The sequence below is a fragment of the Ignavibacteria bacterium genome (genome assembly GCA_016873845.1).
Lineage (GTDB): Bacteria > Bacteroidota > Ignavibacteria > Ch128b > Ch128b > JAHJVF01.
In genome coordinates this window covers 1-13,059 of sequence record VGVX01000028.1, presented here as the reverse complement: position 1 = coordinate 13,059, position 13,059 = coordinate 1, and the positions used below count along the sequence as shown (strand labels likewise).

The 13,059-nt window shown below is 33.8% G+C and carries 8 protein-coding genes; 7 read left to right on the top strand and 1 reads right to left on the bottom strand.

Annotated features, from left to right (window positions below; genetic code table 11):
• Positions 1-181 precede the first annotated feature (181 nt).
• From FJ213_07030 to FJ213_07000, 7 genes are all read left to right on the top strand, one after another.
• Positions 182-751: a hypothetical protein gene (locus FJ213_07030; protein MBM4175910.1), complete on the top strand. Its 570-nt coding sequence runs from the start codon at positions 182-184 to the stop codon at positions 749-751.
• Positions 752-786: 35 nt separating this feature from the next.
• The gene (locus FJ213_07025; protein MBM4175909.1) at positions 787-2,025 is read left to right on the top strand and encodes a tetratricopeptide repeat protein; all 1,239 of its coding nucleotides are present in this window, start codon (positions 787-789) and stop codon (positions 2,023-2,025) included.
• Between the two features lie 26 nt (positions 2,026-2,051).
• Positions 2,052-3,362, top strand: coding sequence for a GAF domain-containing sensor histidine kinase (locus FJ213_07020; protein ID MBM4175908.1), 1,311 nt, complete (start codon positions 2,052-2,054; stop codon positions 3,360-3,362).
• A gap of 89 nt (positions 3,363-3,451) precedes the next feature.
• Positions 3,452-4,864, top strand: a complete 1,413-nt coding sequence (locus tag FJ213_07015; protein MBM4175907.1) for a PAS domain-containing sensor histidine kinase — start codon at positions 3,452-3,454, stop codon at positions 4,862-4,864.
• Between the two features lie 77 nt (positions 4,865-4,941).
• Positions 4,942-8,274, top strand: a complete 3,333-nt coding sequence (locus tag FJ213_07010; protein ID MBM4175906.1) for a PAS domain S-box protein — start codon at positions 4,942-4,944, stop codon at positions 8,272-8,274.
• A gap of 183 nt (positions 8,275-8,457) precedes the next feature.
• Positions 8,458-11,010 carry a PAS domain S-box protein gene (locus tag FJ213_07005; protein MBM4175905.1) on the top strand — a complete coding sequence of 851 codons (2,553 nt, stop codon included), beginning with the start codon at positions 8,458-8,460 and terminating at the stop codon, positions 11,008-11,010.
• 179 nt (positions 11,011-11,189) lie between these two features.
• Complete coding sequence (locus tag FJ213_07000; protein MBM4175904.1) at positions 11,190-12,227, top strand: hypothetical protein; 1,038 nt, start codon at positions 11,190-11,192, stop codon at positions 12,225-12,227.
• Positions 12,228-12,231: 4 nt separating this feature from the next.
• Here the strand turns inward: FJ213_07000 and FJ213_06995 are convergent.
• The coding region (locus tag FJ213_06995; protein MBM4175903.1) for a CBS domain-containing protein at positions 12,232-13,059 on the bottom strand (828 nt) is incomplete at its 5' end.

Sequence of the window (13,059 nt, the reverse complement as noted above, 5' to 3'; positions counted from 1 at the left end):
AGAGCTACTAAGTCAATCAAATCAATAATTAGCCTTTTGCCCAATATTAGCCACTAATGGGCTAAAACATAACAAAAAATGGTAGTTTATTTTAGAAAATGTATGGCACAGCAATTGTGGTAATAACTACATATTGATAGGTACATATTTAATTAATAACAAAATACTTCAGGAGAGTATAATGAAAACACATCGAAAACATTTCTTGCTCGTGCTCGTTGTTAGCACATTTGCTGTTGTCGGTTGTCAAGAAGCGTTATCCCCTAACGCTCCGGTTGATAACTTCTCAATTCAAGATATAAACACTCCTCCCCCAGGAATAAAATTCCTTAAGTTTGAAAGTTCTTCTCTGAAGGGAGCCACACCAAGTTCGACGGGTTATGCTGAAGCTACACTATATCCTGCAGTTGGTGGTACAGTTGGCGGAGCTGAAACTTTTGGGAATATAGTTTTGATTCCTGCGGGTTCATTTTCAACGGCTACTACTTTTTCTGTTAATGCTTATGATGGAGGAAGTTTTTCATATGTTGACTTCGGTCCATCAATGTCGTTTAATTCAAGTGTTTATATCACACTTGATTTCTCAAGATATAATCTTTCTCAAGGTGAATTTTCCAGCTTAAAAATATATTACTGGAATGCAAATAAAGGAAAATGGGAAAAAGTAAATAATCCATCTAAGTACGATAAAACAAACACAACTATATCTACTTGGGTTAACCATTTCTCAAGATATGCATTCGGTAATTAACATATTAATCACTTAAAGAAAGAGCTTTAAGCGTTATGACCAAAACTATAAATTTTATAGAAGCGATCTTCGAAATATCAATGAGGTATTGCGGGGAAGAAGCAATTGAGGAGCTTAGAGAAATATTAAGTCATGCCGAAAAGTATGAGAATGAATTAGTTAATAAAAGTAATAAGATCAATTTTGATGTTATAGATCAAACTCCACAAGTTAGAGTTCTCACCTATTTTGATAATCTCATAAGCTATGCAGAGAAGCATCTGCGCGAAATTGATTATCTTAGTTACCTTGAAGAGGTTGGGGAAATATGCATTAGCGCCGGGGAAATGGTTTTCGCCAAAGAAGTTTTCGATATTCTACTTTTCGAAAGCGGCAAATCAGCGAAGTTTGCATTGCTTACAGCTCAGTCGTATTTGAAAAGAGCTGAAGTATTTTCCAGACAAGCTAATTGGAAACATGCCGAATCTGACCTGACGAAAGCAAAGAAAATTTTCTCCGAAAAGAAGGACAAAAAAGGTTTAGCAAGGGTTTCAAATCTTTATGGCAGCATCTATGCCGAAAGAGGAAAAATAAAACTCGCTAAAAAACACTATGAAGATGCACTCAAAGTCTTCACAAAAACCAAAGATTCAATTTGGATCGGTACAGTCGAAATGAATCTTGGTATCCTTCAGACTATTCAAGGAAGCTGGGATGTAGCATTCACTCATTTCAAAAGATCTTTAACAGCTTTTGAAAAATTGAGTGACATGAAGAGATTAGCAGAAATTCGTCATAATATGGGAATGTTATTCAAGAATCGCGGTGAACTTGATTCAGCTATTACCGAATTCGATAGAAGTATGGAGTATTCTTTCGCGGCAAAATATTTACCCACAATCGGGTTGTCGTATCTTGCAAAGGGAGATATTTATGCTAAAATGGAAGACTATACACTCGCTATGGAATTTTGTAATAAAGCTATGCAGATTTTTTACAAGATCATGGACAGATTAAGTTTGGCTGATACCTATAAAGTTAAAGGGATTATTCAGCGAGACACCTCCAATCTTGAAATTGCAGAATCATATTTCCTGACGAGTCTGCGAATCAATGAGGAAAACGAAAACATTCTTAATTATGCAGAAACATCTTATGAAATAGGACTTTTGTATCGTAAGTGGAAAAAGTCTGATTTGGCGATCAAATATCTGAAATTGGCTAAGAAGTTCTTCGCTCTAATCGGCGCTAAAGAAGACTCTGCAAAAGTTGAATTGATTTTAGAAAGATTGTAAAAAAAATTGTTTAACAAAATTATAACATGAAATACAACGATTTCATATCGATGCAAAAGATGAATGCTCCTCGAATCAGAATAGATTCGGAGAGAGACTTCAAACTTGAAAATATTGAGATGATTCTCAATATACTTAAGAGAATAAATCATTCTCTTGTATTGAATGACGTTCTAAATCTTGTTATGATGAATGCGGTTAAAATTGCGAAAGCTGAACGGGGATTCCTATTATTGCTTGATGATAACAACGATCTAATTTACAGGATCGGCTTAAATATCGAAGGGGAAGCTGTTCCAGAATCAGCATTTGAAATCAGCCGAAGCGTTGTGAATGATTCATTCAAATATGGTGAATCAATTTGTGTTGAAAATGCTCTCAGTGATCAAAGTTTTCACTCCAGACAAAGTATTTTGAACCTTGAACTTCAAACTGTTTTGTGCACTCCGTTGATTGCTAACAATGAAAAAATAGGTGTAATTTACGTTGACAGCAAGAAATTACAGGCAATTAATAAAGAGGAAGTAATAAAAGTATTTGAAATTTTAGCTGGACATGCTGCAATTGCAATCAGGAATGCAAAACTTTATGAAGAATTAAATGGAGCCTTCAATGAAGTGCAATCACTTCACGAACGTCTCATAAAATCGGAAAGAATTGTTCTTAAGAAAGAATTGAATACTGAAATAGGATACGAAGTTCAGAATTTAGTTCATTTAGCATTGCTTGAGAACGATAGTATCTTAAGAAAACTTCAGAAGATTCCTTCTGATGTACCTATGCACCCGGATGATTTACAGGAACTTGTTCAAAAGGTTTATGTTGCAACGGAAAGCGTGAGAAAGATTCAACGATTCTCGCAAACATTAATTTCAAGTACGAGATTAGAATCAAAAAAAGAATTGCGTGATTTAAACATTACGGTTCGATCTGTTATTCAAAATGTTAAGCAATTGAATAAATTTAAAAAAGCTGATTTTATTTTGAATTTAGAGAAAGTCCCATTGGTCGGGTATGATGCCGAACAAATTGAACAGGTCCTTGTAAATTTATTAAATAACTCGATTGAAAAACGTGATGATGCCACAATTAAAATTTCCACACTTAATGATGAGGAATTCAGTCAAATCGTTATAAAGATTCATGATAATGGCCCTGGGATATCCCACGATTTGGCAAAAGATATCTTCACTCCAAAAGTCCATAAAAAAGTAAATGGTAAGGGATATGGATTGATCATGGCAAAAAAGATAATCGATAATCATAATGGAAAGATTTCTTGTATTTCAGAAAATGGTCGTGGGGCTACGATTTATTTTTCCCTGCCAGTAAATTAAAATCCTTTTTGTTGCTCAAGTTTAGTGTTGGTTAATTATCGAAAAAGATAATAACTTTGCAGAAAGAGTCTTTGATAACTTTGCCAGATATGAAAGCAGCTGAACTCGATATTGTTAAAAACTTCTCTGATTTTTTTAATTCATCAAATGATTTGGTTTTTTTAATTGATAAAGAGAACAACATCATAGATTTGAATGAATTTGCCGCAGATTATTTCTTTGAAGCTAAAGTAAACCTTCTCTCCCGGAATCTTACTTCACTTTTTGATATCCAAAGAGATGAGAATGAAGATTTAGTTATTTTCTCACCTTTAAATTCAATTGACCAAACACCTCTCCCTGGAAAAATCTTTCACCTGAAGGATGGTAATAAATTACTTATCCTTGATGAAGTAATAGACAGAAAAATTTTATTTCAGAGGTTATTGAATCATTCTCCTTTCGGATTTATTATTTTTAATAAAAGTGGGACTATTTTTTATCACAATGATCAGTTCATTGACCTATGGGGAATCAAAAAAGAGGATTTGAAGGATTACAATGTATTTAAAGATAAACTTTTAGAATCTTCTGGGAAATTGAAACTTATTCAAGATGCATTTGATGCAAATAATCCAGTTTACACAAATGGGTATTTTGATCAATTAATGGAGAAAGGACGCGGTTATCAGATTTGGCTGGAGACATTAATACTGCCAATTTTCGATTCACTTGGAAATATTGAAAAAGTCGCTCTGATTCATACAGACATTAGCGATATAAAACTTGCCCGAGAAGAAGTTAAAATAGCAATTGACAGAGCAGATGAAGCAAACAGACTAAAAAATACTTTCTTAGCGAATTTATCGCATGAGATTCGAACGCCACTGAATTCCATTATTGGATTTAGTGAACTAATAACTGAATTTGCAAAAGAAAATTTATCCGATGCGGATATTGAATTACTCGGTACATTTAAGCGAGGTATTGGAAGACTTCATAAAACCCTTACGCAGATAATGGAGATTTCACAAATTGATTCAGGTAGTTATCCAGTTGCACTTAAACCAATAAATATCGTTGAAAGTATATCAGGTATAATTAAGTCTAAGCAAAAAGAAATTGAAAAAAAGAAACTTGAAATTCTTACTTCTTTCGAAAAGAACACGATAGAAGTTCTTGCGGATGAAACTGCTCTAAATAATGTACTTCTTAATTTAATCGAAAACGCGATCAAATTTACAATTAGAGGCAGCATCTCAATCGAAACAAAAGCTAATGTTTCAAACACAATTCTGTTCTGTTCTATTAAAGACACTGGTATCGGAATATCACCGGAATATTTAGATCATATATTTGAACCTTTTAGTCAAGAAAAGATTGGATACTCACGACCTTTTGAAGGGAATGGTTTAGGATTGGCTTTAACAAAAAGATTCTTAGAATTAATGAACGGAAGTATTACTGTTGAGAGTACTAAGGGGGTTGGTACCAATTTTACTTTTTCTATTTCGATTCATTGAAAAGTTATCTAACTTTATAACATGTTAAACTTTGTTATCTTTGAACCGATAATAATATTACTTGCAATTCAGAAAGCATGAGCAAAAAACAAACAGAACCGACACCGAAAAATACACTTCTAATTATTTTCATCATATTCACCTTAGTTATTTTAGGTTTAGAGTACTTTCTCTATTATTTTGAAAGCAACAGAATAGTTGATGAAGAGATTAAGAACCTCAGTTCAGTTGCCATGACTGAGGAGAACAACGTTATTAATTGGTATAATGACTTTAAAGAAAAAGCTGTATTATATAAATCATCAACTCTTTTCAGAAAAACTTTTATTTCACTTGTTCAGGATCCCGACAATGCTTCAAATCAGCAATATGCGGCTGAGTTTCTAAGATTAGAAGTCAATGAAAAGCATTTTGTCGGAGCATTTGTTTGCGATAGTACTGGCGAAAAGATTTATAATCTCGGAACATTAAAATATTCTCTACGACCAAAAACCAAGAATGATTTATATAAGATCGACAGTGAAACTCCTTCACACATCTCTGAAATGGATTTGCTGTATGACGAAAAAACTGAATATTTTGTTCCATATCTTGAATTTGTAATTGGTATTTTTCCTTCAGATGAAACCTATTCTCGACCGATCGGTTATGTAGTCTTTTTGATAAATCCGAGAGAGGATTTATTTAAACTGCTTAACACGTGGGTAAAACAAAAAAGTACATCAGAATCTATGATAATTGGAATTGATGGTGATGAGATTGTTTATCTAAACGATTTGCGATATGTTCAAAATTCTGTTCTAAGGTTGAAAGCCAAAATTGGAGTTGAACAAATTCCCGGCAAAAGGATATCAACTGCACAAAAAGGAGTATATGAGGGATTGGATTATAGGGGTGAAAAAGTTTTAGCATATACTACCTTTATCCCGCAAATGAACTGGTATTTAGTAGTCAAAGTAGACAAAATAGAAATCCTGGCGAATGCTAATAAGATTTTGTATTTACTTTCTGGCAGTATTGTACTGATTTTATTTCTTATCATAATTATCCTTGGAGTTTTATGGAAAAGAGAAGGAATTGAGACTCTGAAAAAAGATCTTGAGGTTCAAAGAACTCAAGCAATGCTATCACAAAAATACCAGATTGTAAGTAAGTATGCCAACGACGCTTTTCTTCTAATCAACAAAAATGGACAAATTGCTGAAGCTAATGATAAAGCAGTTGAAATGTATGGTTACACTCATCAAGAGTTAAAGAATATGCCTGTAATGCTTTTACGCAGCCCTGAAGTGCGAGATGAACTCCCCGCAGTAATGGAAAGCATAAAACGCAGCGGCGGATTAGTTTATGAAACCGTGCATCAGCATAAAAATGGTACCAGATTCCATGTAGAAATTTCCGCAAAGATCATTGCGATTGATGGTGAGATTTTCTTTGTTGGAATTTACAGAAATATTGAAGATCGAAAGAGAGTTGAAAACGAATTAAAAGAATCTGAAAAGAAATTTCATTCATTATTTGAGCAGGCTCACGATGCTATATTAATTTTACGTAAGGACGAGATTATTGATTGCAATAATAAAGCATTAGAATTATTCAATCTGAAAAAAGATACTGTTATCAATAAAAAAATTATTGATTTATCAGTTCCAACACAACCAGATGGAGTAAATTCTCGCGAATCTTTTCCAGAGAAACTTCAAAAAACAATGCGTGGTCAATCTGTCCTATTTGACTGGCAATTCAATCGAAAACACTCCGGCCATTTCGATTCAGAAGTAAGCTTGAATACTGTAACAATAAAAGGGGAGACCTTTATTCAAACAATAATCAGGGATGTGACTGAAAAGAGAAAATCTCTTGAAATGATGAAAAAACTCACCAATGCATTTCAAAATACTGCAGAAATGATGTTGATTACAGATACTAAAGGTGTTATTGAATATGCAAATCCGGCTTTTGAAAAAGTTACTGGTTATTCAGCTGAAGAGGTTATAGGTAAAACTCCTGCAATTCTTAAATCGGATCAACAGTCACCCGAGTTTTATAAAGACCTATGGGAAACGATCCTTGCTGGCAATTCATGGCATGGTATTCTTGTTAATAAGAAAAAAAATAAACAACTCTATACGGAGGAGATGATTATTTCTCCCATTAGGAATGAGAAGAATGCAATAATTTCCTTCGTTGCTGTAAAGAAAGATGTCTCAGAAAGAATCAAGGGTGAAGAAGAAGTTAAACGTGCTCGCTTCAAAGCGGAAGAGTCCGACAGAATAAAAAGTAATTTCCTTAGCATGATGTCACATGAAGTGAGAACTCCGCTGAATGTTATATTAGGTTTTCTTGACATTATAAAAAATGCTGTCAACAAAGAGGCTTTTCCAGAAAAAGATCATTTCTTCGATATGATCAATCGAAACAGTAAGAGATTAATGACATTGATTAACGACATTATTGATGTTTCGAGAATTGAATCCAATGAGATGAAGCTGACACTTTCAAATCAAAGCCTCCATAAGTTACTTGCTAATATTACATCTGAATTTGAACTCTCTGCTCAGGCAAAAGGTCTTAAGCTCGTTGATGACATCAATAAAATTGAAGATGTATTCGTTCGTGTAGACGATACTAGATTCCAGCAGGTCTTATCCAATCTATTAACAAATGCAATTAAATTCACATTAAAAGGTAAAATAACTGTTTCAGCGAAAACTGCAGGCAGCAACGTCCATATTTTTGTTAAAGATACAGGGATAGGTATTCCCCCTGAATTTCGTCCACATCTATTCGAATTTTTCCGGCAAGCAGATGAAGGTTACAACCGCAACTATGAAGGCGCAGGCTTGGGATTAGCAATTTCTTATAAGCTTGTAAAACTTATGAACGGAGATATGAAAGTTGACAGTGAAGTCGGAAAAGGTTCTACATTCACAATTACTTTCCCAATTGTTGATGAATCAACCGCAATAGAAGAAGAAGTAAAAGAACTTGAACTCGCTGAAAAAGAAAAAATTGCCTCTGCAGAGCCCACAGTGCTTATCGTCGAAGATAACCAAGATAACAGCTACTTTGTAGAAGTCATATTGCACAAGTTAGGAATTCGATATTATTCTGTACCTGGAGCTAATGAAGCATTTGATTATTTAAAACAGTATAAGTTTGATTTAATTTTGATGGACATTAGTCTAATCACTGGCATGAATGGAGAGGAAGCATTCAAGGTGATCAGAAGCAATAAAGCATATGAACATATTCCTATTATTGCAATGACCGCACATGCGATGTTAGGTGATCGAGACCATTTTATTTCAGTTGGATTCGATGATTATATTTCGAAACCATTTACAGTTGAACAACTAACTGAAATGCTTTTCAAATTCTTGCGAGAAGGTTTAGAACAAACCGCGTAATTACTGACACCATTTTAACTCTCATCTAATGGCTCAGTGAAAATGGTATTCCATCCATTGCGATTTTTGAGTTCTAAACTACAAATCCAGAATAAATTACTTCTCAAGTCTGAACATTTATTCTAAATTTTCCCCCTCATGTTCCGATAATATATTCAAGTTACTAGAGTATTTTTAGAACTAATGAACAAAAATCTCATTAATACACATAGAAATTTCTTTCTGTTTCTGATTCTGATTTGTGCATTGCTGTTTTTGGGATACACAATTTACAGCGTCGAGACTCAAAAGATTATCAGTTCGGAAGTTGATAATCTTGAAACATTCTCGGCTTCAGAAGAGGGTGTTGTTTTAAAATGGCATGAAGAAATCATTGAACAAGGAAGGCAATTTCATTCATCAAAAATTATTTCGAACTTATTTTCTGAGTATCTAAAAAATCCATCGAATCACATTTTACATTTGAACATCTCAGATTTTCTCAAATCACAAACAAGAAATAAAAAAGTTCTTACCGGTTTTGTTACGGATGTTAATCTAAAGACATTACTGAAAATTAATGGATATCGTTTTCAGCCAACTGAAAATACAATAGCGGCAATTAAAAAGAATACTCTGAGTGATTTCGTTTATCTATCTGAGCCGCAATTGCATACTGAAACAAATACACCGTATCAAGAATTAGTTATCGCTATTGATGATCACTCAGCAAAATCTAAAATAATTGCCGGGTATCTTATACTCATAATCAACCTGAGAGAAGGACTTTTTAGAGAACTCAATAAAAATAATATTGCACGAAGTTCTTATGAATCTATTCTTCTCAAAAAGAAAAAAGACGAATTAACTTACATTAATGACGTGAAATATGTTCCTAACTTTGCTCTAAGATTAAATACCAAAGTCGGTGCAGAAGAAATCCCTGGAAAGCGTATCGCACATTATGAAAAAGGAACCATCGAAGGGATTGATTATCGCGGGGAAAAAGTGATTGCATACATTTCCTATTTGCCTAGTTTAGATTGGTACCTTGTGGTAAAAGTAGATAAAAGAGAAATTCTGACCGAAACAAATAAAGTATTTTACATTTCCGCCGGCTCTGTTGTTTTAGCGCTCGTTCTCTTTGGAATTATTTTCGGAACAATTTGGAGAAAAGAGAAAATTGAACAGCTTCAAAAAGAACTAGAACTGCAGTTAGATAAAGCTGTTCTCTCTCAAAAGTATGAAACGCTAAGTAAACTTGCTAACGATGCAATCATCTTGATAGACGACAATTTAAAAATTGTTGAAGCAAACGATAAAGCGTTTGAGATGTATGGATTCAGTCAAATAGAACTCGAGAAACTACCCCTAATTTCAATTCACGCTATGGAAGTAAGATCGAGAGTTCAAGAAGTTCTGAAAAAGATCCGCACCGAAAATGGTTATGTTTACGAAACCATTCATATAAATAATCGAGGGGATTCTTTCTTTGTTGAAGTTTCTGCAAGATATATAGAAATAAATAGTAAAGAATATTTAATGCAGATTTGCCGAAATGTTGAAGAGAGAAAAAAAATTGAACTAGAACTTAGAAATGCAAAAGCAAAAGCGGAAGAATCCGATAAGTTAAAAGGTAACTTCCTAAGTATGATTTCTCATGAAGTACGTACACCATTGAATATTATACTTGGCGTAATTGACATCCTGAACTTAACAGTAAATAAAGCAATTCTGCCATCAAGGGACAATCTATTTGAAATGGTTCAAAGAAATAGTAAGCGCCTGATAACTTTGATCAGTGATATGATTGATATTTCGCGAATTCAATCAAATGATCTTTCATTGAATTTTGAAATTAGAAATGCTGAAACAATTCTGATGGAACTGAGAACTGAATTTGAAGCTGATGCTAAAATGAAAGGAATTCAAATCATCGAAAGATTCAACGCTCCAGAGAATTTCATTCGAATCGATGTAGAGAGATTCTATCAGGCCCTGAGAAACATTATTTCAAATGCTATTAAATTCACTCAACGGGGAGGAATAACTTTAATCACAGAAAATTATAAAGATGAAATTCATATTTCTATAAAAGATACTGGAATAGGCATCGCTCCTGAGTTTAAAAATTCTTTATTCAAATTCTTCAGACAGGCAGAAGAAGGTTATGGAAGAAATTATGAAGGTGCGGGACTTGGACTCGCAATAGCTAAAAAGTTTTTGGAGATGATGAATGGACGGATTGAAGTTCAAAGTGAAGTAAATGTTGGATCAACATTTACGATTATTTTGCCCAAGGTTAAATCAGAATTTCTATCTAAGTTTCAAGATAATGGTTCAGCAGAAGTTGTTAGCAAAAATTCAGTTCTAAAACCATCTGTTTTGATTGTTGATTCAAAAAAAGAGAGTGCTTTTACATTGGAAATTATCATGAACAAACTTGGAGTTGATTATTACGTTCTACCGGAAGCCACCAGCATATTTCAATTTATCAAGGATAAAAACATAGATGCACTGTTTATGAATTTAAATTACCATGGTAATATTGGTTATGAAAAGATTGTTGAATCTATACGAATGGATTTGAACTTAATTGATTTACCAATAATCGCAATTGCGGATGGTCCGGTCAATGGAAGCAGAGAAAGATTACTCGCTTGTGGATTCTCTTCAATAATTCACAAGCCTTTTACTATGGAAACCATCTCTAAAGTTCTTTACAAATACATAAGTAAAGATCTTACACACAGTTAATCACACCACATTTTTCCATTTTAGGTTTAAAACGTGGGTCAGTTTTTTTATCTTGCTTCAAAAATAGGAATTAAATGCCCAGATCTTTGTTAATCATTCTGGTTTCTGTTTTGTGCCTGTTTATTTCATGCACTGAAAAAAATGATTTACCTGATACGTCTTTTAACTTAAGTTCAATAATGCCTAATGAAGAAGATTTTGCAGGCGAACCAATTCATGTCAAATTAAGTCAGAAGATTGAAGCAAATTCATTTCAAAGACTCAGCGATCTCACGCTTTCCTCAACTCCATCGAAAAAAGTTAAGGTGATAACAGAATATCTTGAAAAACTGAAAAAACTAAATTTTCAGAAAAGCTTGACGCATGTTTTTAATGAACAGATAAATAATGTTACTTTCAGCATCGTGTATTATCAATTTGAAACAGAATCTAATGCAGTTGCAGCAACAGATGTTCTAATTGAAATGCTTTCAGAGTCAATGGATCAAAATTTTAAGTACATGACAAAAGAAAAACCTTTCGGAGCCAACCAAAAAATCATGTACACTTCGTATATGACTTATCAAGTCTTTGTGGGTCTTTATACTCGTAATAATATTCTTTGTCTGACGTTCGTTCCGTATAAAAGTGTTTTTCCGAGGGTGATCCCAGTCTCGACTAAAAAGTTCAAATATGACGAGAGGTATGAATCTTACTCTGGATTGCCAGCTTTCGCGAGGCTTGATAACGATAAAATAATAAAATTGATAAAAGAAATTGAATCAAACGCCAAAATAGATTCGAGCGAAAAGTCTAAAAAGTTTGAAGTCTTATTTAAACTTGTTTTAGATTTTCATAAATCGAACTCAGAGAATAACGAACGGATAGTCAATACTTTTCTAGATCAATGTCAGCGAAAAAATCTTGATGAAGCTTTGAGATATGTGGACCTAAGAATCACACGAGATTTGAGCAGCCAGCTTTTACCCAGTTGGTATGCTACAAAAATTGAAAAAGTATTTGGAAGTAGCTGCGAAATCAATCTTGATCCCAATTCAGCTGCTGCCCACATTCAAAACAATTTTTCTTACGATAATATATTCGGGGATAAAAAACCATTTCTTGGCTTAGTAGAGGTTAAAGGAATTTTATCCGGGACCAAAAAAGCTGGTGACGTAAAAATCATATTTTCTCTTTTTGGAGATTATGTGAAATTAGTTGATTTCAAATTCAACTAAATAGTTAATCAACTGGCAACGTCGGTTCGCTCGGCTGAATAAGAATTTCTTTTTGATATCTACTGAGTATTGCATCTTTCAGGATAATCCCAATTAATTCATCACTCTGTTCAGATATTACAGGCAAACCATCAAGGTCATTATTTTCCATCATACCAAGTGCCTCTTCGCAGTTTTGATTTGGTGTAGCAATTGCAGCAATGGTAGTCATAAAATCCCTTGCAATAATAAAGTTCGTAATATCCCTTGTTTCTTCCTCAAGAATGACATCTCTAATATCTTGAAAAAATATTTGCCCAATTAATTTTCCTCCGCTATTCTTAACTAAAATAGAATTCAACTTAGATTTTTTGAAGACCTCTATAATTTGGTTGAAGTTGTAATAGTCGTAAACTACATCGATATCCTTTTCAATCAACTCGAGGACTTTTATATTTTTAAGAATCCGTATTTTTCTTCCGAAGATATCGAGAATTTTTCCCTCACGTTCAAATTTAATTGTATACAACGAACCTCTTGAAATTGACTTCGATACAGCCAATGAGACGATAATTGAGAGCATCAAGGGTAATATGACGGTGTAATTGTTAGTCATCTCAAAAACCATTATTAATGCAGTTATTGGGGCGTGAACTACACCAGCAACCACAGCAGCCATCCCAACTAATGCATAAGCGCCTGCTGGTGCACTAATTTCAGGAAAGAGATAATTCGCGATTTGTCCAAAAGAGCCGCCAAGCATTGCACCGGTAAACAAGCTCGGTGCAAACGTTCCGCCATTTCCTCCTGAACCAATTGTGAATCCCGTTGCTATAGGCTTAAAGAAAAAAAA

Coding starts and splice junctions, on each gene's coding strand:
- FJ213_07030 (MBM4175910.1), top strand. CDS start 182: ATGAAAACACATCGAAAACATTTCTTGCTCGTGCTCGTTGTTAGCACA.
- FJ213_07025 (MBM4175909.1), top strand. CDS start 787: ATGACCAAAACTATAAATTTTATAGAAGCGATCTTCGAAATATCAATG.
- FJ213_07020 (MBM4175908.1), top strand. CDS start 2,052: ATGAAATACAACGATTTCATATCGATGCAAAAGATGAATGCTCCTCGA.
- FJ213_07015 (MBM4175907.1), top strand. CDS start 3,452: ATGAAAGCAGCTGAACTCGATATTGTTAAAAACTTCTCTGATTTTTTT.
- FJ213_07010 (MBM4175906.1), top strand. CDS start 4,942: ATGAGCAAAAAACAAACAGAACCGACACCGAAAAATACACTTCTAATT.
- FJ213_07005 (MBM4175905.1), top strand. CDS start 8,458: ATGAACAAAAATCTCATTAATACACATAGAAATTTCTTTCTGTTTCTG.
- FJ213_07000 (MBM4175904.1), top strand. CDS start 11,190: ATGCCTAATGAAGAAGATTTTGCAGGCGAACCAATTCATGTCAAATTA.